Here is a 20,452-nt window from a genome sequence, read left to right on the forward strand (position 1 = left end):
TTATTCTAAAATATCTATTATCCATTTTTGACAATTTAGACATTTATATATTCTAATAACAAACATATCAAGGATTCCCATTGGTTTTTCTTTACTTAATAATTCTACTTCTTCCTTAGTAAAGAAATCATCCTCTTCATTTAAAAAGCCTTGAATTTCTACTATGTAGTTTTCATTTGTTGCCTCACAACAATCATTTTCTCCTACTACTTCTATTTTTTCATATTGAAGTTCTGGACTAAGTTCTTTAATAAGACTTATTATGTCTTCAAATTCTTCTATATTATCTAAGAATTCTTCCTTATAAAACACTAAATCCTTTATTTCAAATAATTTTTCCATAATACCACACCTTTGCCTTAATGTACTTTAATTTTATCTTTATTAGTAATATTAATCAAGACAATAAAATAGTCAAATTATAGAAATACTATGCTATAATTTAATATAAAAAAGGAGGTAAATAAATGATATTTGATAGTCATATGCACTCAAAATTTTCTACTGATAGTAATATGAATATAGAAGATGCTATTAAAGTAGGAAATAAAAATAATATTGGGATAATTATTACTGATCATATGGACTTAGACTATCCTGTAAAAGATGAATTTAAATTTCATATTCCTAGCTATTTTTCTGAATATGAAAAGTACCGTTCTGATAAAGTAAAACTTGGAATTGAAATAGGTTTAACAGAAAACACTCTTTTAGATAATGAGCTTATTGCTAAAAACTATGACTTTGATTTTATTTTAGGATCTATCCATGCAGTTAGAGGCTTAGATATATACGAAGAATATGTACACCAAGGCTATAATAAGAAGGAATTTTTCACTTATTATTTTGAAGATATGCTAAAATGTGTTCAAATATATAATAATTTTGACTCATTATCCCATATAGATTACCCCTGTAGATATTGTTCCTTTGACAATAAAGAAATCCTAGTAAATGAATTCAAAGATATACTTTCTGAAATTTTTACTACTTTAATAAATAAAGGAAAAGTATTAGAATTAAATACTTCAAGACTTCATATTCCTGAGGCAAATAAAGCTTTAAAAGATATTTACAAGCTTTACTTTGACTTAGGTGGGAAATATGTAACCCTGGGCTCAGATGCACATAGCCATTTAAATATAAATAGAAATTTTGACCTAGCTTTAAAATTCATAGAAGATTTAGGACTTAAAGGAGTCTACTTTAATAAAAGAAAGATGGAGTTCTTTTAATTTTAAAAATAAATAATGAAAAAACCTTTGTTTTTTAACAGAGGTTTTTTTCATTAAAATTATATAAATATTACTTTTTTATAGAATGACTCTCCTCTAAAAGGTATAATATAAATATGTATTAATAAATAATTACATCTTATACAAAGAAAGGAGAGCCGCAGTGAGAGCTTTTTTTTACGGATTAATTGGAATTTTCGTAACATTAATTTTATCAGAATTACTAAATAACTCTTCTAACGATATCATATATAACCAAATTATAATTCAATCAGTTATAATTTGTGGATGTACAGGTGCTATAGTCTCTGCCATAAAATCAAAAGAAGAAAACATAGAAACTAAAGATGATAATTATAAAACAAAAGAATAATATTTTTTATTATTTTGATATATAAATTAATAGAAACTATTACTATTTCCAAGAAAAAATGGACAATTATTTATTGTCCACTTTTTATATCACATATCAATATTACTTTCTTAATAACAATTCCAAATGAGTCCTTCATTCTTTCATTTTTTAATTCTTTCATTTTTTAATAACTCAGCTACGATGAGTTATTTCCTTAATTATGCATTATCCATTACGCATTATGCATTAACTACAGGTTTTCTATTTCTCTTCTCTCATCCTTCAAATTATTAACCTTGCTTCTTCTCTTTTTTAACTCTTCTTCTACCTCTTCTAGAGTTACCTCAGACTCTACCATTAAAACTAATAAGTGATAAATTAAATCCCCAATTTCTCCTACTTGTTCTTCTTTGTTATCATTTTTTGCACTAATAATAACTTCCGTACATTCTTCACCAAGCTTTTTAAGTATTTTATCTATTCCTTTAGTAAATAAATAGCTTGTGTAAGATTTTTCATCTCCACCTTCTTTTCTACCCTTTATTACCTCATAAAGTTCTGCTATAACCTTTTCCATTTTATCGCCCCTTATAATAACTTTTTATGAAAGCAGCTTCTTTCCCCAGTATGACAAGCTACTCCCTTTTGTTCAACTAAAACTAAAATAGTATCTAAATCACAGTCTAAATATAGTTCTTTAACAATTTGAAAATGTCCAGAAGTAGCTCCTTTATTCCAAAGCTCTTGTCTACTTCTACTATAAAACCAAGTAGTTTTATCTTCTAAAGTCTTCTTTAAGCTTTCCTTTGACATATAAGCAAGCATTAAGACTTCCTTAGTTTTATAATCTTGTACTATAGCTGGAAGTAATCCATTTCCCTTTTCAAAATCTATTAAATCAATATTAAAATCCATATCTATAACCTAACCTCTATATTATTTTCTCTAAGATATTCCTTAACTTCCTTAACTGTAAGATCTCCATAGTGAAATAATGAAGCTGCTAGTGCTGCATCAGCTTTTCCATCTATAAATACATCTTTGAAATCTTCTATCTTCCCACAGCCACCTGAAGCTATTACTGGAATATCTACTATATTACTAACTCTACTAGTAACCTCAAGGTCAAAACCCTTTTTAGTTCCATCAGCATCCATTGAAGTTAACAATATTTCTCCTGCACCTAAGCTATGAGCCTCTTCTATCCATTTAAATAAATCTATTCCTGTATCTACTCTTCCACCATTTATATAAACAGTCCAGTTGTCTTTATCTTTTCTCTTAGCATCAACAGCTAAAACCATACATTGATTTCCAAAGTAATAAGCACCTTCTTGAATTAACTTAGGATTTCTAATAGCAGCAGAATTTAAGCTTATTTTATCTGCACCTGCTCTCAGTATTCCTCTAATTTCTTCGATTGTAGTTATTCCTCCACCTACAGTAAAAGGAATAAATATTTTTTCAGCTACTTTTTCAACTACATCTATAATAGTTTTTCTTTTTTCATGAGATGCAGTTATATCTAAAAATACTAATTCATCTGCACCTTGCTTATAATATTCCTCTGCTAAATCTACAGGATCTCCAACTTCTTTTAATCCTACAAAATTAATTCCCTTAACTACTTTTCCGTCTTTAACATCAAGACAAGGGATAATTCTTTTAGTATGCATAATATCACCTACTTACATAGATTTATAGCTTCTTTAATATCTATAGTTTTAGAATAAATAGCTTTACCAACTATACATCCATAAACATCTAGAGCTTTTAAAGCAATAATATCATTAATATCTTTTACTCCACCAGAGGCTGTTACATCAATTTTAGTAGCTTCACTTACATCCTTTATTATGCCTACATTACTTCCTGCTAAAGTTCCGTCTTTACTTATATCTGTAACAATAATATTACTTACGCCTATTGCTTCCATATCCTTTATTAAGTCCATATAATGAACATCACTTTTATCTATCCAACCTTTTGTGCAAATATAGCCATCCTTAAAGTCTACAGCAACAGCTATTCTATCTCCAAAATCTTTTACTACTTTTACTAATAAATCTCTATTTTCTATAGCAACAGTACCTAATATAACTCTTGCTACTCCCCCATCTATTAAAGCTTTGATATCATCATAATTTCTTATGCCTCCACCAACTTCAACATCTACCTTTAAAGTTTTTACAACTTCTAATATAGTATCTTTATTAACTAATTTTCCTGCTTTAGCTCCATCTAAATCAACTAAGTGAATTAAATCCGCACCACTATCTACGAAAGACTTTGCTAGCTCTAGAACATCTTGTCCAATAAAATCTGTTTTATTATAATCACCTTGAAATAATCTAACTGCTTTACCACCAATAATATCAATAGCTGGAATTACTTTCACTTTATCATCTCCCCAAATTTTTTTAATAAATTAAGACCTGTTTCTCCACTTTTTTCTGGATGGAACTGCATTCCTATTACATTATCTTTTCTAACTATTCCTGGAACCTTCACGCCTCCATAATTAGAATAAGCAATAAGATTTTCATCCATATATTCACAAGCCATAAAACTATGCACATAATATAGGAAATTATCCCCAGATAATCCACTTATAATATCATCATTATTGTTAATAACTATTTTATTCCATCCCATATGTGGAATTTTAACCTTTTCCTTTGGTTCAATTTTTCTTATATTACCTTTAATAAGCCCTAGACCCTTACATCTATCGCCTTCAAAGCCTTCTTCAAATAATATTTGCATACCTAAGCATATTCCAAGAATTAGTTTTCCTTCATTAGCTAAGTCCTCTATAAATATATCTAAATTATCATCTTTTAAGTTATCCATAGCCTGCTTAAAGGCACCTACCCCAGGTAATATAATAGCACTTGAGTTACTAATTACCTCTTTATCCTTTGTAACAACTGATGGAATACCTAAAAAGTCTAAAGCATTTTTAACACTTTTTAAGTTCCCCATTCCATAATCAATAATAGCAATCATACTACCCCACCTTGCTAAATATTTAATGATCCCTTTGTAGAAAGTACCATTTCTCTATCTTCATTATAAGAAATTGCTTCCTTTAAACATCTTCCATAAGCTTTAAACATAGCTTCTATTTTATGATGATCATTTTCTCCATATAGAATTCTAAGATGTAATGTAGAATTTGAATTCATTGCAACAGCTCTAAAGAATTCCTTAGTCATTTCTGTTGAAAAATTTCCTATTTGTTCTCTTTTAAATTCTCCTTCAAAATGTAAGAAACTACGTCCACTTAAGTCTATGATAGCTTGACATAAGGTTTCATCCATAGGAAGAAATGAATTTCCATATCTCTTTATTCCTTTTTTATCTCCTAATGCTTCATCTAAGGCCTTACCTAAAGAAATTCCTATATCTTCAACTAAGTGATGATCACAAACATCAATATCTCCTTCTGCAAATAAATCAATATCTATAGAACTGTGAAATGAAAATAAAGTAAGCATATGATTTAAAAATCCAACTGGAGTTTTTATATTACTTATTCCTTTACCATCTAAATTGATTTTTAAGGAAATACTTGTTTCTTTTGTAGTTCTATTTACACTAGCTACTCTATCCATATAACCCTCCTACAAGAAAATCTTCTTTATTGCTTTTGAAACCTTTGAATTTTCTTCTTCTAAACCAATAGTGATTCTAAATCTTTCATCTTCAAAAACTCTTATTGTTATATCTTCTTTTTCTAAAGTCTCAATTAACTTGTCTTTAAATTCAGTTTTTCCATATATAAAATTTGCTTTAGAAGGATAAAACTTAATTTTAACCTCTTTATATTTATTTAAAACTTCATCTTCAATTTCTTTTAATTCCTTATAAAATCTTTCTCTTTCAGAAATAATGTAATCTAAATTATTTAATAAATCTTTACTATCCTTTAAATAATTTATTGCTATTTCTTGAGATAAAGAATTTACATTATAAGGTGTTTTATACTTTAATAATTCTGCAATACTTTCTTCATTTCCTATTAAAAATCCAACTCTTAAAGCTGCTAATCCCCAGGCCTTTGATAAAGTTCTTGTTACAAGTAAATTCTTATATTCATTTATAAGTGAAATAGCTGATACTCCATAAAACTCGTAATAAGCTTCATCTACTAAAACAACCTTATCTTTAAAAGCATCTAAAAGCTTTTTTATATCATCAATAGTAAATCCATAACCTGTTGGATTGTTAGGATTAGAAAATAATATTAATTTAATATCATCACTTTGTCCTAACTTAATAAAATCATCAACATTAAAGCCTTTATCTAAGTCAAAATCATACTTAACAATTCCACCCTCATTTATATTTGTATAAAAATCATACATTACAAAATCAGTGCTTAGTGTTAATATCTTATCTCCTTTAGAAATAATTTTACTAATAACTAAATTAAGCATTTCATCTGAACCATTACCAGCAATAACATTTTCCTTTTTCACTTCTGCATATTTACTATATGCCTCTCTTAAAGCATCACTATCGCTATCTGGATATCTATTTAACTCAATATTCTTTAAAGCTTCAACTACACTTGTAAGCTTATTTTCATTTATTTCAACTGGACTTTCATTTCCATTTAATCTTATTTTTGTATTATTATTATTTGAATACACACCTATATCTTTAATCATTTTCTAACCTCACCTTTATAGAATTTCCATGAGCTGTTAACCCTTCTTTTTCTGCTAAAAGCATTATCTTATCTCCTACACTATTTAAAGCTTCCTTTGAATAATGTAAATATGAGCTTTTCTTAATAAAGCTATCTACACCAAGTGGTGATGAAAATCTAGCTGTTCCATTAGTAGGTAAAACATGATTTGGTCCAGCAAAATAATCTCCTAAAGGTTCTGGTGAATAATACCCTAAAAATATTGATCCTGCATTCTTAACTTGTCCAAGATAATCAGGAGCATTTTCAACCATTAACTCTAAATGCTCTGGTGCAATTTTATTTGATATTTTTATACACTCATTAATATCCTTACATATAACGCACATACCATAATTATTTAATGATGATTCTATTATTTCTCTTCTTGTTAATGAAGTAATTTGTTTATTAAACTCTTCTAATACTTCTTTATATTTTTCATAAGAAGTTGTTAATAATATAGATGATGCTAACTTATCATGTTCAGCTTGTGACATTAAATCTGCTGCAATATACTTAGCATTAGCATTTTCATCTGCAACAATTAATATTTCACTAGGTCCTGCCACCATATCTATATCTACATCCCCAAAAACTAATTTCTTAGCTGTAGCTACATATATATTTCCTGGACCTACTATCTTATCTACCTTTTTTATACTTTCCGTTCCATAAGCTAAAGCAGCTATACCTTGAGCTCCACCAGCCTTGTATATTTCACTAACTCCAGCTAGCTTTGCAGTTACTAAAATATATGGATTAATTCCTTCATCTGCTGAAGGTGGTGTAATCATTACAATTTCTTCAACTCCAGCCACCTTTGCTGGTATTACATTCATTGCAACCGAAGATGGATATGCTGCAGTTCCCCCTGGTACATATACCCCTATTCTTTGTAATGGTAATATTATTTGCCCCATAAATATTCCATTTTCTTTTTCAATTGAATATCCACTTCTAACTTGCTTTTTGTGATATTCTTCAATATTATTAATTGCTAATTTCATAGCAACAATAAAATCTTCTTCCACCTTAGTAAAGGCTTCTTCTATTTCTTCATTAGAAACTCTTAAGTTATCTATATCAACCTTATCAAATTGCTTTGTATAATAATTTAAAGACTTGTCCCCATTTTTTCTTACATCTTTTAAAATATTATTAACTACATTTAAAACATCTGTACCTTCATCATCTCTATTTTGTATTATCTTTAAAATATCACTTTCTTTATCCTTAGATAAATCAAATATTTTCAACATAGCCCCACCTCTTTATTTATTGCTTATTTATTGCTTATTGATTGCCTTACGCTTTCTAAAATAAAATCAATTTCCTTTTTCTTAAGCTTAAAACTTGCTTTATTTACTATTAATCTAGCACTTATATCTTTTATTTCTCTTGATACTACTAATCCATTTTCCTTTAATGTAGTTCCAGTTTCCATAATATCTACAATTCCATCACATAAGCAAAGAATTGGTGCTAGCTCTACTGATCCCTCAATTTTTATAATTTCTACATCTATATTATTTTGTTTAAAATAATCCTTAGCCACCTTAGGATACTTTGTTCCTATCTTTATATGGCCTTTCATTTTAAACAAGTCCTTGTCTGGCATAGATGCTACTATAAACTTACACTTACCTACCCCTAAATCTATAAGCTCATAACAATTATTATTTTTTTCTAAAAGTGAATCTAATCCTACTATACCTACATCTGCTACCCCATGCTCTACGTAAGTTATACAATCATTAGATTTTACTAAAAAATAATCTATATCATATTTAGTATCATTAAAAACCAATTTACGCCCTTTATCTTTTAAATTATCTACCCCAAAACCAGCTCTTTCGAAAATCTTAATAGCCTCTTTTTCTAACCTACCTTTTGTTAAAGCAATACTAACCCCCATAATATTCCTCCCTAACTATTCTTATTTCCTTTTCTTCAGTTGAAGGTATTACCTCAACTACATAGCCTTCACTTCTAAGCTTCATACTTTCTTTAATTGCTTCTATTTCTTTTTCCTTATTAAAGATAATTTTAAACTTAGTTTTATGCTCTAGGTTCATTGGTAATATACTTACTAATTCATCTACATTTATAGAAAATCCTATAGCTTTAAAATCCTTTTTACCAGACTTTATTAAATTATCATATCGTCCACCACTTAAAACCACATTACCAGATCCTTCAACGAAGCCTCTGAAAATTATTCCAGTATAGTAATTAACACTTGGTGTTATTCCTAAATCAAAGGTTATATAATCCTTATAACCTAAGCTTTCTAATCTATAAGCTAAGCTTTCTAAGGTTTTTATGCTTTCTAACATATTTTCATTAAAGGATATTTCCTTATAACTATTAAGAACTTCTATTCCATCACCAAATATAAAAGGTAACTTATAAAAAGTATTTTTTATATTTTCATCTAGGTCTAATTTTTCTAAAAGTAAATTTAAATCTTGTATTTTCTTATTTTCTATTAACTCAGATAATAAAAGCTTTTCTTCCTTTGATATATTTAAGTCTTCTATAGCAGCTTTAAAAAAGTTAACTTCTCCTATCTCAATCTTAAAATTCTTTGCCCCAGTTGATTTTAATGCTTCGATAGCAATTATTAAAACTTCTAAATCTGAAAAATCTTTTTCCTTTGTAATTAGCTCAATTCCACAATCAGTGTACTCATTTCTTTTTCCACTAAAATCTTCAAAAACTCTAAATATATTTGATGTATATCTTAACTTTATACTTTCATTTACATCCTTAAACCTTGTAGAAACAAGCCTTACTATAGGAATTGTCATATCTGGTCTTAGTGCTAATATTCTTCCTTTAGAGTCAAAAAACTTATAAATATTCTCTTCTCTTAAGCCTGAATACTCATACCTGAAGCCATCATAAAACTCTATACTAGGTGTAATTACTTCCTTATATCCCCATAAATCAAAGGTGTTATTAATTAAATTTATAACTTTATCTCTTTTTATACACTCTTCATTAGTTAAATCTCTTGTCCCATCAGGAATAATATTCTTATACATAAGCCCTCCTTTATCACTTTATCACTTTAAAGCGTTATAAAAATAATACACCCATATTTTTCTACTGTCAATTATTTACGAGAAAATTTACAAAATAAAAAAATAAAATTTGCATATTATTCCAAAAAAGGAGTTGCTTATGCAACTCCTTTTTTATGAATGTAGAATGTAGAATTATTGATGTAATTCCTTTCGAATTACTGAAAAATATATATTTTAGAAACTCCCAACGGAGTTTATTCATTAATTTTACATTTTTCATTATTAATTTTACATTGTGCGTTAGCACCTTCTATTTACATTTCACTTAATTTATTTATTTCTTTTTCAGTTAATCTATATATAGTCCAATCATCCATAGGAACCGCTCCTAAGGATTTGTAAAATTTAATTGATGGCTCATTCCAATTAAGGCATGTCCACTCCATTCTCTTACATCCCTCTTCTTTTGCTTTTTTAATAAGGAATTTAAAAACTTCCTTGCCTATTCCTTTACCTCTAAATTCTTTTTTAATAAAAATATCTTCTAAGTATAATCCACTTTTACCAATAAAAGTAGAGTAATTATAAAAATATAAAGCATAGCCTACAGCTTCTCCATTTAGCTCTAGAATTACTACTTCAGCTCTTTTATTTCTAAATATAGATTCTTTTAGGCTTTCTTCGGTAGCTACTACTTGGTCTGACATCTTTTCATACTCTGCAATTTCTTTAATTAGAGATAATATAAGACTACAATCTTCTTCTGTTGTTTCTCTAATCTTTAAATTTTCTATATTAGTATCATAATATTTCATAAATAACCTCTCTTAATTTTAGAAATACATATTCTAAGCTATATTTCTAAACATTGCTAAATCACATCTTTCACATACATCTTCTTTTAGTTCTTCAAATCCATATTTCTTATATAGTTTTGTTGCTTTATATAAAAGCGAATTAGTTTGCAAAGTAATTCTTTTGTATCCTAATGACTTTGCAATTTTAATGGAATTTTCTATCATTATATTTCCAAGGCCCATTCCTTGAAAATTCTGCTTTAAATACATTTTCCTAAGCTCACAAGTTTCTGTATCTATTCTATAGATGCCATAGCTTCCTATTATATTACCCATATATTCTATAACTTCGAAATCCCCATGATTCTCCATATAGTATTTAGGTATATTAGTAACATCTAAGTCTTCTGCTGCTGGATTTAACTCTAATCCATAAGGCTCTAAAGCCTCCTTTACTAAATTTAAAACTCCTAATTCATCTCCGGCTCTTGCCTTTCTAATAATTAAATTTTTCATATTTAGCCCCCTTGTTTTAATGTATAATGAAGAATGTAAAATGTAAAATTAAAGAAGAAACTCCTAACGGAGTTTCTAAAATGGATATATTTCATTAGTTTAAATTATATCAGAAAATCTATATTCTAAATTTTAACTTTTTACATAAACCCCTCATTACAATTACTATATTAATACTATTATAAGGGTTTTTCTAAATAATTTCATCATTATTTAGTATAATCCCCTTATGGTAGACAAATATAAAAAGACCTTTATAATTAGGTTAAATATTTGTTTACTATGGAGGGGATTTTTTATGAGTAAGGTTCAAAAAAAATATACAAAAGAAACTAAATTAAAAGCAGTTGATATGTATTTAAATAAACATATAGGAGCAAATACAATTGCAAAGGAATTAGGTTTAAGTGAAAAAAAGAGGGTTTATGATTGGGTAAAAAAATATCAAGCTGAAGGTGATAAAGCTTTCGATATTGAAAATAGAGGTAAAAAATCTAAAATTCAAGCTAATGGCTCACGGAAAGGGCGACCAAAAACTAAATTTTCATCAATAGAAGAAGAAGTTGAGTATTTAAGAATGGAGAATGAATTCCTAAAAAAATTGCAAGCTCTGATAAAAGAATAAAGCGAATTAATATCTACAAAATTATATTTTTATTATCAGAGCGATATTGTATTTCTCGCCTTTGCCTATTGGCAAAAGTAGCGCGTAGCTCCTATTATAAGTGGCTTAAACGTAAGGATATAGTTACAGAAAAGGATATCCAAGATAGAATAATTAAGAGCCATATACTAGATATACATAATAAATACAGAGGAACTTATGGAAGAAAGAGAATATGCATTTATCTTAATAATATATTAGGAATTGAAATCAATCATAAGCGTGTATATAGACTAATGAATGAAATGAATATAAAAGCTGTTATACGTAAAAAAGTATATAAGCATAAGTTTAAACCTGCATCAGTAGCGAAGAATATATTGAATAGAGACTTTGCAGCAATTAGACCGTTAACGAAGTTATGCATGGATATAACATATATTCCTCTAGATAAATCTAGTCGTCGATTTTTATATTTAAGTGCAGTAAAAGATTTATATAATAATCAAATTATTGCTTATAACATGAGTACTCGAAATGATGTAAAACTAGTTAATGATACATTAGAGCAGCTATATGATCTACAATTGAAAGAAGGATGTATATTGCATACAGATCAAGGATTTCAATATACAAGAAAAGCTTATTGCGATGATTTAAAAAGGCATTGTATTACTCAGTCCATGTCTCGTCGTGGAAACTGTTGGGATAATGCTCCTATTGAAATATTCTTCGGTCATTTAAAATCAGAATTAATATACTTAAGTAAAACACAAGGAGCGGAAAATATAATAAATGAAATCAATGAATATATTTGGTTTTATAACAATGAACGAATACAACTAAAATATGGCATGAGTCCTATTCAATATAAGTCTCATGCCGCATAAAGAGTCTTTTTCCTATTGTCTACTTGACAGGGCCAAGTTTAATTAGGGATTTTTTTTATTAATTTTTTAAAAGTTGTAACTGCTAATGCTATTGCAATAATAAATGTTATTAATTCTATTATATAAACATTGGTTATAACTCCTACTTGATAAAGAGCTGCTGGGAAGTCTATAAATGCGTGAATTAATATTGCTATAAAAAAGAAAATATATTTTCTTTCTTTTACAGCATAAAAAACTATTATAGATAAAGAAATTTGAATAATCATAGCTATTGCTCTTTCTAAACCTGGCATTAACCATAAAATTGAACTGCTATTTACAAAGTGATTATAGGTTGTACTTATTACTTCCTTTGAAACTAAAGCCTTCTCCATTGTTGATTGAAAGCCACCACTATTAATAAGAAGTGAGTAAGCTATAGCATTTAAGCTACTAACTCCTCCAATTAATATAGCTTCTATTCCTCCATGTCCAACTCCATATGTCACTGCTGTTATATCATTTCTATCTTTAATTAAATACTTAAAGGATATTAATCTTGCTGTTTCTTCAAAAATTCCTGCCATTAATCCAACATAAAGCATATATGCCACTGGATTATTTAGTAAAAATGCTGAAGTATTTTCATTAATGTTTAAAAAGTAATTGTGTATTGGTGCTTCTAAAACTTGAACAGCAACAAAAAAAGCTAACATTCCTATAAAGAAAACTTTTAAGCTTACTTTATGTTTCACCTTTAAATAGATAATTCCTCCAATAGGTAACCCTAAAGATATAATTAAACTAATTCCCATAAAAATAATTGATAAGTTATTGACCATACTAAAATCCCCCTTTTCACATAAAATTATTAAATATATGACATAAAAATAATAAAGAGTATAACTAAAAGTACTAAAATTAAAGAAAATTTATTAGCAAAGTTAATTGTATATCCAAGCCCAACTCTTTTTTCAATCATAAAAGCTGGGTCCTTTTTGTTATAATAAAACATTCCAAGTATCCAGTTGCTATCATCATCCATGTAAGCTTCTTCTTGACTTTCATTTTCCTTATTATCTCTTTCCCTTATTCCCATTATAATAAAGACTAATAAGAAAATAATCATACTAATTGAAATAAAGCTATTAATGTGCGAAATTAGCTTTTCAGAATAAAAATCATAAATTATTCCAAGTTGAATTACTGAATAAAGAATAATAATATCTATCTCATTTATGAAGAAAAATAATGATATTAATCTTTTTATTTTCTTCTTATATGTTATTGTACTTTCAATATTACTACTATTTAAATCAACTCTTAATCTTAAGCTTATCTTGGCTAATAAATACATAAATAAGCACATTATTATTCCTATGAAAGGAAACTTATATATGTTAGAAAAGCCTGAATTCATTAATTCACTGCTTCTTATGTAAGTTAATAATAGCATACTTATGGGTATAATAATTGGAATTAAAAATATCCAATCTTTTAAGGGTTTATATTTTTCATCTTTCTTTGGCTTTCTTAAAGTGGTATCTACTATTACAACATTATTCCCCTTATAATTCCAATTATTATTTTCCTTTAATTTTTTAAGTTTTATATTGTATATAGAATAAACTATACCATGGATTATTATAGATAGAATTGTAGTAATACCTAAAATTATAGATATTTTTTCTTCACTACTATTTCTATTTATAAATAAAACTATATTAAAAAGAACTATAAGTATTAAAAAGGTTAATAAAATAATTCTTTTATATTCCTTTTCTAAATCTTTAAGTTCCTTCATTTCTTTAAACCTTTTAGGAATACGAACTCCAAAATATATTCCATTATTAGAAAAACTATTTAAATAATATGATAATACCCCTAGAGATATAATTGTAATATTAAATACTATAATATATTCTATATTATTCATAAGAACACCTCCTACAATTTATACTCCCATTACTATTAAATATATAAGTGATACTATAATTAAAATAAAAGGTAAAATCATTATTATTAACCCCATTGGGTTTCCTAAATTAACATCCCAGCCAATACCTACTCTTTTTTCTACAAAGATGCTTGGATCTTTTTTGTTATAATAGAAATTACCTAAGATCCAATTTCTATCATCATCTCTATATATTTCTTTATCTTCTTTTTTAATTTTTATATTTTTTCCACCTTGTCCTATTTTGTAACTAATAATTGAAAATATAATTGTAGTTAATAAAATTATAGGTAAGAAAATTATATTTATGAACTTTACATTCCATGAAAAAAGGGTACTAAATTGAATAAAGGTAAGCATAATTGAAATTTCTATAGTTAATATAAATAATAAGATAGAATTAATTCTTTTAAAGGTTTTTCTTTGTTCTTTAATTTCTTCTAAGGTTCCACTATTTATTTCAACCTTTCCATTTATAGCAAATTTATTTATTAATGATAAGAAAACTATCATTCCTATTTGAGTTAATACTGGAAATAGAGCTAAATAGAAAAAGCCTTTAAACCCTTCTTTATATATGAAGTTATCTGCTATTCCTTCTGCATTATAATGAATTGGAAAAGGACTCGGAACATTTTGATATACTATAAGAGTTACTATAAATGTAATTAAAGGGAATATTAATAATATCATAAAGGCCTTAGTTTTTATTACAACATTATCTTCTCTAAGCTTTGGCTTTCTAATAGAAGTGTCAACAAAAACTATATTTTTTCCAAGTTTATGCCATCCCTTTTCTTCTTTTAATTTCATTGTTTTCTTCCAATATATAAATACTGGAATATTACAAACTATTAATAAAAGAAAAGTTAGTAATATAAATATAGATATTCTCCAATTAAAAATAACTATTATATTAATTATAAGAATTAATGGTAAAATGAAAATCAAATAATTTTTCTTATATTCTTTCTCTAACTTTAATATATCTTCATCTTTTTCATATTCCTTTGGAACTCTAACCCCAAATATTATTCCATTATTAGAAAACTTATTTACAAGAAAAGTTGAAAAAAACAGAATTACACTTGTAATAATGGTACAACTTATAATTATTATCCTTTCCATAATCTACACCTACTTTTCATCAAATTCTAAGAATACTTTATCTATGTAATCTTTAATTTCATCTTTCTTAATTCCTCTGTTAAAGCATTGAGCCATATAATAATATAAGTTATCCTTCAACTCTTCTTCAAACCTTTCCCTAGATGAATTTAAACTTAAAGAAACTACTGCACCTTTTCTTCTATCAATTTTTATATAGCCTTCTTCTTTTAGTATATTATATGCCTTATTAACAGTATGCATATTTACACCTATATCCTCTGCTAAAGCTCTTACAGATGGCAACTCCTCTTCTATATCAATTTCTCCCCTAGCTATACCCTCAATAACTTGATTTTTAATTTGAATATAAATTGGAACCTCCGAATCGAAGTTTATTCTCAAGATCACTAAATCACCTCGTTTCTAATGGATAATGCATAATGCGTAATTGATAATTTATGTGAAAACTCATTCTGAATTTTTAAAATGAAAAAATGAAAAACTTCTTTGCTAAAGCAAAATCAGAATGAAAAAATGAAATAATTGTTGAAGTAATTTGTTCCAAATTACTAAAATATATATTTTAAGAAACTCCACAAGGAGTTTCTCCATAAATTATGCATTATCAATTATGCATTTTGCATTTGGGCTGTTTACAGCCCATTAAAGTTTGTTGAATAGTTTTACAGCAGTAGTATTTAATATTACTGTTATAGCTCCTAATATTATTAATTCATAAATTACTGTACCTAATAAAAATAGATTTATATTTTGTATATTTCCATAAATAAATATTAATACTGGTATTGCTACTATAATTGCTGAAGCTAACATTTGAATAAGTACACTTGCTCCTTGTTTAACTACAGCTGTTTCTGAAACCCAATTAAATTTAGGGAATAATAGATTTATTATAATTCCTACTATTGGGATAATTAAAGAAAAAATACCTGATATAACAATAAGCCAAATAAATTGAATAACTGATAGCTTTAATGAAAATGCAAAAATTATATCTGAAATTAATAAAGCTGGTATAATTAAAAATAAATTTAAGGCTATTTTAGCTTTAAATATAACTATTGGCTTTATTGGACTTGATTTTAATATCCATAAATTCTTTCCTTCTAATGATATTGATGAATTTGTTGTACAAGATAATACTAAAGTGCCACATACCATAACTATAATAAATACAGGTATTATTTCTTTTACAATATCTACTTCAAGAATAGTAGCAAGTACTTCTTCTCCCATAAATATAGTAGCTATTGACATTCCAAGTAATAATATTGGACCAATAATTGTATTTATTACATATATTGGTGAAGCAAAATATCTTTTTATTTCCTTTCTTATTAATGTTATTAATTGGGTGGAACTTTTCATTTCTTTCATTTTATAATTAGACTTTTTATAACTTTCTTGAAGTCTTGAAGTTATAGTCTTAAAACTTTTACTAAATACTAATATGAATATAGCAAATACTGCTACTGATAATATAACAAATAATAAGATATCTATAAAATTATTATTTGCTAGACCTCTTACCGCTAAAATTGCTGGAGGATATATTTTTAAAATCCCTTCACTTATAGATTTACTATTAGCTATAAAGGAATTTATAAGTTCATTTGATTTAAAGGATGCTATAAAAAATATAAATACAATTGCCAAGGTTCCTAAGGTAATTACTAAATTTTTATGTTTCATTCTTGAGGATATATAGCTTATTCCAAAGGCAATTATTGAAGCAACAATTATAGGAATAAGAGGTAAAGTCAAATATACTAATAGTAAATTTAAAAAGAATAAAGATGATATATTACTATATTTAAAGTATATAATTGCAGATGGTAATAAAACAAATAAGGAAAAGAAATAATTAACCACAAGTAATTGTGTCATTTTTGATATTAAAATATCACTTTTCTTAATTGGTAAACTCATTAACAAATCATAATCCTTAAAAGAAAATAATATTCCTTGGGCTTTATATATTGATGTAAATAATATCATTACTACACTTATTATAAATCCCATAACTAAAATAATATCTAATAATCCAAATTGTTGTAATCCCTTAGCTAAAAGTTCAAAATATAATAATGCCATAACTAAAAGCATAATCATAGTAAATCCAATTGTTGCAGCTAAGAAAATTGCTTTATTTCTTTCTACTTTTGATTTTTCCTTAGTAAATTTATTTATACCCATAGTGGATATAAAATTTATTTTTAAAAGACTTACTAATTTACTCATTATCTATCAACTCCATAAATATATCTTCTAATGAACTATTACCCTTTACTTCATCCATCTTACCTTGGGAAACTATAACTCCATCCTTAATTATAGCTACCTTATTACAAATCTTTTCTGCAACTTCTAGAACATGGGTAGAAAAGAATATTGATACTCCATTACTACATAAGGATTTCATTTCTTCTTTTAATGTATGTGATGCCTTTGGATCTAACCCAACAAAAGGCTCATCTAAAATTAGTAGCTTTGGCTTATGAATTAAGGCTGAAATAATAGCTAACTTTTGCTTCATTCCATGAGAATATGAAGATATTAAATCTCCTAAAAAATTTGTTATTTCAAACTTATCAGCATAGTACTTAATTAAATTTTCTCTATCATTTTTTGAAACATTAAAGATATCTGCAATAAAATTCAAATATTGAATTCCAGTTAAGAACTCATAAATATCTGGATTATCTGGTATATATGCAATATTACTCTTACATTTCATAGGATCTTTCTTTATAGATACCCCATCAATTAAAATATCGCCTTCTTCAAATTCTAATATTCCAACTATAGACTTTATAGTGGTAGTTTTACCAGCTCCGTTATGACCAATAAAAGCAAATATCTCTCCATCATTTACCTTAAGAGAAATATTATTTACAGCTTTTTTACCATTTTTATATGCTTTTGAATAATTTTTTATTTCTAACATACTAACACCTCTCATTATTATATCTGTTATATACAGTATATAACAGATATAATGAAAAAACAATATTTTCTTAATATTTTCTATTTACACATTACTTATATATGGTAAAATTATAAGAGTCGGTATTCTTTGAAACCGAACTTTGCAAAAATTTATTTTTTGCCGAATTATATCCTTGTATAAGGAATAAGAACGGAGGAGTTAATATGTTAAACACTAGAGGGATGGGGAAATCCCATGAAAACGTTAGGAAGATGGTAATAATAGCAATGTTATCCGCTATTTGTTTGTTTCTAGGATTAACAGGGCTTGGTTTTATACCTTTACCACTTTTTAAACTAACAATTTTACATTTACCAGTAATAATAGGAGCTATAATTGAAGGCCCAATAGTAGGTGGATCTATAGGCTTAATTTTTGGTTTATTCTCAATTTATCAAAATATAACAGCTCCAACACCAATGTCACCATTTTTTTATAACCCATTAGTATCTGTACTTCCTAGAGTCCTAATAGGTGTTATATCTTATTACATTTTTAAATATTTGAAAAGTAAGATTAAAAACATCAAAGTATCAATTACTGTTGCTGCAATTTGTGGCTCTTTAGTAAACACAATTGGTGTACTTGGCACTATCTACTTAATATACTTTAAAGATTATGCTCAAATCCTTATGGATAAAGGAACTATCTTATCAAATTCAGTAAGTGCAGTTACAACTGCTCTATTAACTGTAATAGGAACAAACGGAATTGCTGAAGCTATTTTATCAGCTTTACTTGTAACTCCAATAGTAATAGCAATCTTTAAAATGCAAAAGAAAAGTTTTTAAAAAATATTAACATAAAAATTAAATTTCACAGAGCTGTATCACTAAAATAAGTGTACAGCTCTTTTTAATGAAAAAACTACTTCAGTAGTTTTTACCTCAATTACGCATTATTCATTATCCATTATTCATTATCTAGGTAGTTTGTACTATTTTTATGCTTAGCAAGAATTCACTTCCTTTATTGTAATTAATTTAATAGTTTATAGAAATTATTATTACATAACATAATAGTACAAAGTCATTAAAAAGCTTTGTATTAACTTTTAAGGAGGAATTTATTATGGCAAGTAGTACAAAATTAGTTCCAGAAGCAAAACAAGGATTATCTAAGTTTAAAAATGAAGTAGCTAATGAAATGGGAGTACCTTTCACAGATTACAATGGAGATCTTTCTTCAAAACAATGCGGTAGTGTTGGTGGAGAAATGGTTAAGAGAATGGTACAACAATACGAATCAAAAATTAAATAGAAAATATTAATAAAAGAAGCTAAGTGTAGTTTTTTAACTATACTTAGCTTTTCCTTTTAAAGTAAGATAAATTCCTACTTATATTAAAGATTATTAATAGCAGCTTTTACTGCTTCTACATCTTCATCAGTTCCTTGTCCATCAATTTTACGAAGGCAAGTAATTCCATATTCTTTTTCAATTTTATCAGCTGCAAAACAATATGTTTCAGCATGTCTTTCCTTACTACCATTGACAACAACGCCACGAACTAGATCTTTGTGTTTATCTAAAAACTCTCTTGTAACTTGTGTAATTTGACCTGCTCCTTCATTACGTGTAACAAGAACACATTCTTCATTTAACGCCTCACTAACGTTTTGTGTTGGCATTCCTAATTTTTCAGCAAATGCTTTTCCACTGCCAAATCTACTATCATATACTACTAACATATCTTTTTCTCCTTTTATATATTAATTTGATTTATTATATCATACAAAAAGGAAAATATAAGCATTTTATTATTAAATAATTTTTATTTTTTAATAATAATAACAATATAATGTTAATAAATGAAAATATTTTTTTAAATTACCTAAACAACAAAAAATCCGTACAAAAAGATGCTAATTTGCATCTATCTTGTACGGATAATATTGGAGCGAAAGACGGGACTCGAACCCGCAACATTCACCTTGGCAAGGTGACGCTCTACCATTGAGCCACTTCCGCATATTATTTACTGTTACATAATACAATATCATATCTAAATGGTCAATACTATTTTTTAAATATTGATTTCAAATTTCCACAAAAATGTGGTGGCTTACCCGGGAATCGAACCCGGTACACCTTGATTAAAAGTCAAGTGCTCTACCGAATGAGCTAGTAAACCACAATGGTGCGTGTTAAGAGATTCGAACTCCTGGCCCACGCCTTAGAAGGGCGTTGCTCTATCCAGCTGAGCTAAACACGCATCTTTTCCACGAAAAATATAATAACCTATTTTGTCGTATCATGTCAACAGTT

26 protein-coding genes and 3 tRNA genes are annotated in these 20,452 nt (G+C 27.1%); 6 read left to right on the forward strand and 23 right to left on the reverse strand.

All coding sequences use genetic code 11. The features are described from left to right. Entirely contained in the window at positions 1 to 342 is a 342-nt protein-coding gene (locus ACFYH6_RS14795; protein ID WP_316342248.1) for a hypothetical protein, read from the reverse strand. Positions 343 to 467: 125 nt separating this feature from the next. Between ACFYH6_RS14795 and ACFYH6_RS14800 the strand changes: the two genes are divergently transcribed. Next, entirely contained in the window at positions 468 to 1,235 is a 768-nt protein-coding gene (locus ACFYH6_RS14800; protein WP_416178211.1) for a histidinol phosphate phosphatase, read from the forward strand. 163 nt (positions 1,236 to 1,398) lie between these two features. Continuing rightward, positions 1,399 to 1,608: a hypothetical protein gene (locus tag ACFYH6_RS14805; RefSeq protein ID WP_316342246.1), complete on the forward strand. Its 210-nt coding sequence runs from the start codon at positions 1,399 to 1,401 to the stop codon at positions 1,606 to 1,608. A gap of 232 nt (positions 1,609 to 1,840) precedes the next feature. On the opposite strand, the gene hisE is transcribed toward ACFYH6_RS14805, so the two are convergent. From hisE to ACFYH6_RS14865, 12 genes are all read right to left on the reverse strand, one after another. After that, positions 1,841 to 2,167: a phosphoribosyl-ATP diphosphatase gene (hisE, locus tag ACFYH6_RS14810; RefSeq protein WP_416178210.1), complete on the reverse strand. Its 327-nt coding sequence runs from the start codon at positions 2,165 to 2,167 to the stop codon at positions 1,841 to 1,843. A gap of 11 nt (positions 2,168 to 2,178) precedes the next feature. Further along, positions 2,179 to 2,505 carry a phosphoribosyl-AMP cyclohydrolase gene (gene hisI / locus ACFYH6_RS14815; RefSeq protein ID WP_416178209.1) on the reverse strand — a complete coding sequence of 109 codons (327 nt, stop codon included), beginning with the start codon at positions 2,503 to 2,505 and terminating at the stop codon, positions 2,179 to 2,181. A gap of 2 nt (positions 2,506 to 2,507) precedes the next feature. Further along, positions 2,508 to 3,266, reverse strand: a complete 759-nt coding sequence (gene hisF / locus ACFYH6_RS14820; protein WP_416178208.1) for an imidazole glycerol phosphate synthase subunit HisF — start codon at positions 3,264 to 3,266, stop codon at positions 2,508 to 2,510. A gap of 8 nt (positions 3,267 to 3,274) precedes the next feature. Next, positions 3,275 to 3,988, reverse strand: a complete 714-nt coding sequence (gene hisA / locus ACFYH6_RS14825) for a 1-(5-phosphoribosyl)-5-[(5-phosphoribosylamino)methylideneamino]imidazole-4-carboxamide isomerase (RefSeq protein ID WP_416178207.1) — start codon at positions 3,986 to 3,988, stop codon at positions 3,275 to 3,277. Then, complete coding sequence (gene hisH / locus ACFYH6_RS14830) at positions 3,985 to 4,599, reverse strand: imidazole glycerol phosphate synthase subunit HisH (RefSeq protein WP_416178206.1); 615 nt, start codon at positions 4,597 to 4,599, stop codon at positions 3,985 to 3,987. The genes hisA and hisH overlap by 4 nt, the downstream gene beginning before the upstream one ends. Before the next feature lie 14 nt (positions 4,600 to 4,613). Next, positions 4,614 to 5,207 (reverse strand): imidazoleglycerol-phosphate dehydratase HisB, encoded by a 594-nt coding sequence (hisB, locus tag ACFYH6_RS14835; RefSeq protein ID WP_416178205.1) that lies wholly within the window; start codon positions 5,205 to 5,207, stop codon positions 4,614 to 4,616. Positions 5,208 to 5,216: 9 nt separating this feature from the next. Further along, a complete protein-coding gene (gene hisC / locus ACFYH6_RS14840; protein WP_416178204.1) occupies positions 5,217 to 6,266 on the reverse strand; it encodes a histidinol-phosphate transaminase in 1,050 nt (349 codons plus the stop codon). After that, complete coding sequence (hisD, locus tag ACFYH6_RS14845; RefSeq protein WP_416178203.1) at positions 6,259 to 7,548, reverse strand: histidinol dehydrogenase; 1,290 nt, start codon at positions 7,546 to 7,548, stop codon at positions 6,259 to 6,261. The genes hisC and hisD overlap by 8 nt, the downstream gene beginning before the upstream one ends. 23 nt (positions 7,549 to 7,571) lie before the next feature. Beyond that, positions 7,572 to 8,204 carry an ATP phosphoribosyltransferase gene (gene hisG, locus ACFYH6_RS14850; RefSeq protein ID WP_416178202.1) on the reverse strand — a complete coding sequence of 211 codons (633 nt, stop codon included), beginning with the start codon at positions 8,202 to 8,204 and terminating at the stop codon, positions 7,572 to 7,574. Continuing rightward, positions 8,194 to 9,336 (reverse strand): ATP phosphoribosyltransferase regulatory subunit, encoded by a 1,143-nt coding sequence (gene hisZ, locus ACFYH6_RS14855; protein ID WP_416178201.1) that lies wholly within the window; start codon positions 9,334 to 9,336, stop codon positions 8,194 to 8,196. The genes hisG and hisZ overlap by 11 nt, the downstream gene beginning before the upstream one ends. Before the next feature lie 296 nt (positions 9,337 to 9,632). After that, the gene (locus tag ACFYH6_RS14860) at positions 9,633 to 10,133 is read right to left on the reverse strand and encodes a GNAT family N-acetyltransferase (protein WP_416178200.1); all 501 of its coding nucleotides are present in this window, start codon (positions 10,131 to 10,133) and stop codon (positions 9,633 to 9,635) included. A gap of 33 nt (positions 10,134 to 10,166) precedes the next feature. Beyond that, the gene (locus ACFYH6_RS14865) at positions 10,167 to 10,631 is read right to left on the reverse strand and encodes a GNAT family N-acetyltransferase (protein ID WP_416178199.1); all 465 of its coding nucleotides are present in this window, start codon (positions 10,629 to 10,631) and stop codon (positions 10,167 to 10,169) included. Positions 10,632 to 10,929: 298 nt separating this feature from the next. Here ACFYH6_RS14865 and ACFYH6_RS14870 point away from each other — a divergent pair, with 298 nt between their 5' ends. Both ACFYH6_RS14870 and ACFYH6_RS14875 read left to right on the forward strand, forming a co-directional pair. Beyond that, complete coding sequence (locus ACFYH6_RS14870) at positions 10,930 to 11,256, forward strand: transposase (protein WP_316345662.1); 327 nt, start codon at positions 10,930 to 10,932, stop codon at positions 11,254 to 11,256. Positions 11,257 to 11,267: 11 nt separating this feature from the next. Further along, positions 11,268 to 12,125, forward strand: a complete 858-nt coding sequence (locus tag ACFYH6_RS14875; protein WP_416246479.1) for an IS3 family transposase — start codon at positions 11,268 to 11,270, stop codon at positions 12,123 to 12,125. 38 nt (positions 12,126 to 12,163) lie between these two features. Here the strand turns inward: ACFYH6_RS14875 and ACFYH6_RS14880 are convergent, their stop codons facing one another. From ACFYH6_RS14880 to ACFYH6_RS14905, 6 genes are all read right to left on the reverse strand, one after another. Further along, complete coding sequence (locus tag ACFYH6_RS14880) at positions 12,164 to 12,949, reverse strand: YhfC family intramembrane metalloprotease (protein WP_416180132.1); 786 nt, start codon at positions 12,947 to 12,949, stop codon at positions 12,164 to 12,166. A 29-nt stretch (positions 12,950 to 12,978) separates the two neighbouring features. Next, a complete protein-coding gene (locus tag ACFYH6_RS14885) occupies positions 12,979 to 14,043 on the reverse strand; it encodes a DUF5808 domain-containing protein (protein WP_416180131.1) in 1,065 nt (354 codons plus the stop codon). Between the two features lie 18 nt (positions 14,044 to 14,061). Next, a complete protein-coding gene (locus ACFYH6_RS14890; RefSeq protein WP_416180130.1) occupies positions 14,062 to 15,192 on the reverse strand; it encodes a DUF1648 domain-containing protein in 1,131 nt (376 codons plus the stop codon). 9 nt (positions 15,193 to 15,201) lie between these two features. After that, positions 15,202 to 15,582, reverse strand: a complete 381-nt coding sequence (locus ACFYH6_RS14895; protein WP_416180129.1) for a GntR family transcriptional regulator — start codon at positions 15,580 to 15,582, stop codon at positions 15,202 to 15,204. A gap of 255 nt (positions 15,583 to 15,837) precedes the next feature. Then, positions 15,838 to 17,436, reverse strand: a complete 1,599-nt coding sequence (locus ACFYH6_RS14900; protein ID WP_416180128.1) for a putative ABC transporter permease subunit — start codon at positions 17,434 to 17,436, stop codon at positions 15,838 to 15,840. Beyond that, positions 17,429 to 18,142 carry an ABC transporter ATP-binding protein gene (locus ACFYH6_RS14905; protein WP_316342227.1) on the reverse strand — a complete coding sequence of 238 codons (714 nt, stop codon included), beginning with the start codon at positions 18,140 to 18,142 and terminating at the stop codon, positions 17,429 to 17,431. Before ACFYH6_RS14905 ends, ACFYH6_RS14900 begins: the two co-directional genes overlap by 8 nt. A 206-nt stretch (positions 18,143 to 18,348) precedes the next feature. Here ACFYH6_RS14905 and ACFYH6_RS14910 point away from each other — a divergent pair, with 206 nt between their 5' ends. Together ACFYH6_RS14910 and ACFYH6_RS14915 are read left to right on the forward strand one after the other, a co-directional pair. After that, positions 18,349 to 18,975, forward strand: a complete 627-nt coding sequence (locus tag ACFYH6_RS14910; RefSeq protein WP_316342226.1) for an ECF transporter S component — start codon at positions 18,349 to 18,351, stop codon at positions 18,973 to 18,975. A 280-nt stretch (positions 18,976 to 19,255) separates the two neighbouring features. After that, on the forward strand, positions 19,256 to 19,444 hold the full coding sequence (locus tag ACFYH6_RS14915) for an alpha/beta-type small acid-soluble spore protein (RefSeq protein WP_316342225.1): 189 nt from the start codon (positions 19,256 to 19,258) through the stop codon (positions 19,442 to 19,444). 83 nt (positions 19,445 to 19,527) lie between these two features. Here ACFYH6_RS14915 and ACFYH6_RS14920 read toward each other — a convergent pair whose 3' ends face one another. The 4 genes from ACFYH6_RS14920 to ACFYH6_RS14935 all read right to left on the reverse strand — a co-directional run bounded on the left by ACFYH6_RS14920 (position 19,528) and on the right by ACFYH6_RS14935 (position 20,399). Continuing rightward, positions 19,528 to 19,875 (reverse strand): class Ib ribonucleoside-diphosphate reductase assembly flavoprotein NrdI, encoded by a 348-nt coding sequence (locus ACFYH6_RS14920; RefSeq protein WP_416180127.1) that lies wholly within the window; start codon positions 19,873 to 19,875, stop codon positions 19,528 to 19,530. A 205-nt stretch (positions 19,876 to 20,080) separates the two neighbouring features. Then, a tRNA-Gly gene (locus ACFYH6_RS14925) sits at positions 20,081 to 20,155 on the reverse strand. Positions 20,156 to 20,242: 87 nt separating this feature from the next. Next, positions 20,243 to 20,318 (reverse strand) — tRNA-Lys (locus tag ACFYH6_RS14930). 4 nt (positions 20,319 to 20,322) lie between these two features. Continuing rightward, positions 20,323 to 20,399: transfer RNA gene (locus tag ACFYH6_RS14935), tRNA-Arg, on the reverse strand. Between the last annotated feature and the right edge of the window lie 53 nt (positions 20,400 to 20,452).

Source organism: Clostridium sp. HCS.1 (genome assembly GCF_047900555.1).
Lineage (GTDB): Bacteria > Bacillota > Clostridia > Clostridiales > Clostridiaceae > Clostridium.

Excerpts from the sequence above, each read along its gene's own strand:
- ACFYH6_RS14795 (WP_316342248.1), bottom strand. The coding sequence starts at position 342 with ATGGAAAAATTATTTGAAATAAAGGATTTAGTGTTTTATAAGGAAGAA.
- ACFYH6_RS14800 (WP_416178211.1), top strand. The coding sequence starts at position 468 with ATGATATTTGATAGTCATATGCACTCAAAATTTTCTACTGATAGTAAT.
- hisE (WP_416178210.1), bottom strand. The coding sequence starts at position 2,167 with ATGGAAAAGGTTATAGCAGAACTTTATGAGGTAATAAAGGGTAGAAAA.
- hisI (WP_416178209.1), bottom strand. The coding sequence starts at position 2,505 with ATGGATTTTAATATTGATTTAATAGATTTTGAAAAGGGAAATGGATTA.
- hisF (WP_416178208.1), bottom strand. The coding sequence starts at position 3,266 with ATGCATACTAAAAGAATTATCCCTTGTCTTGATGTTAAAGACGGAAAA.
- hisH (WP_416178206.1), bottom strand. The coding sequence starts at position 4,599 with ATGATTGCTATTATTGATTATGGAATGGGGAACTTAAAAAGTGTTAAA.
- hisB (WP_416178205.1), bottom strand. The coding sequence starts at position 5,207 with ATGGATAGAGTAGCTAGTGTAAATAGAACTACAAAAGAAACAAGTATT.
- hisC (WP_416178204.1), bottom strand. The coding sequence starts at position 6,266 with ATGATTAAAGATATAGGTGTGTATTCAAATAATAATAATACAAAAATA.
- hisD (WP_416178203.1), bottom strand. The coding sequence starts at position 7,548 with ATGTTGAAAATATTTGATTTATCTAAGGATAAAGAAAGTGATATTTTA.
- hisG (WP_416178202.1), bottom strand. The coding sequence starts at position 8,204 with ATGGGGGTTAGTATTGCTTTAACAAAAGGTAGGTTAGAAAAAGAGGCT.
- hisZ (WP_416178201.1), bottom strand. The coding sequence starts at position 9,336 with ATGTATAAGAATATTATTCCTGATGGGACAAGAGATTTAACTAATGAA.
- ACFYH6_RS14860 (WP_416178200.1), bottom strand. The coding sequence starts at position 10,133 with ATGAAATATTATGATACTAATATAGAAAATTTAAAGATTAGAGAAACA.
- ACFYH6_RS14865 (WP_416178199.1), bottom strand. The coding sequence starts at position 10,631 with ATGAAAAATTTAATTATTAGAAAGGCAAGAGCCGGAGATGAATTAGGA.
- ACFYH6_RS14870 (WP_316345662.1), top strand. The coding sequence starts at position 10,930 with ATGAGTAAGGTTCAAAAAAAATATACAAAAGAAACTAAATTAAAAGCA.
- ACFYH6_RS14880 (WP_416180132.1), bottom strand. The coding sequence starts at position 12,949 with ATGGTCAATAACTTATCAATTATTTTTATGGGAATTAGTTTAATTATA.
- ACFYH6_RS14885 (WP_416180131.1), bottom strand. The coding sequence starts at position 14,043 with ATGAATAATATAGAATATATTATAGTATTTAATATTACAATTATATCT.
- ACFYH6_RS14890 (WP_416180130.1), bottom strand. The coding sequence starts at position 15,192 with ATGGAAAGGATAATAATTATAAGTTGTACCATTATTACAAGTGTAATT.
- ACFYH6_RS14900 (WP_416180128.1), bottom strand. The coding sequence starts at position 17,436 with ATGAGTAAATTAGTAAGTCTTTTAAAAATAAATTTTATATCCACTATG.
- ACFYH6_RS14905 (WP_316342227.1), bottom strand. The coding sequence starts at position 18,142 with ATGTTAGAAATAAAAAATTATTCAAAAGCATATAAAAATGGTAAAAAA.
- ACFYH6_RS14910 (WP_316342226.1), top strand. The coding sequence starts at position 18,349 with ATGTTAAACACTAGAGGGATGGGGAAATCCCATGAAAACGTTAGGAAG.
- ACFYH6_RS14915 (WP_316342225.1), top strand. The coding sequence starts at position 19,256 with ATGGCAAGTAGTACAAAATTAGTTCCAGAAGCAAAACAAGGATTATCT.
- ACFYH6_RS14920 (WP_416180127.1), bottom strand. The coding sequence starts at position 19,875 with ATGTTAGTAGTATATGATAGTAGATTTGGCAGTGGAAAAGCATTTGCT.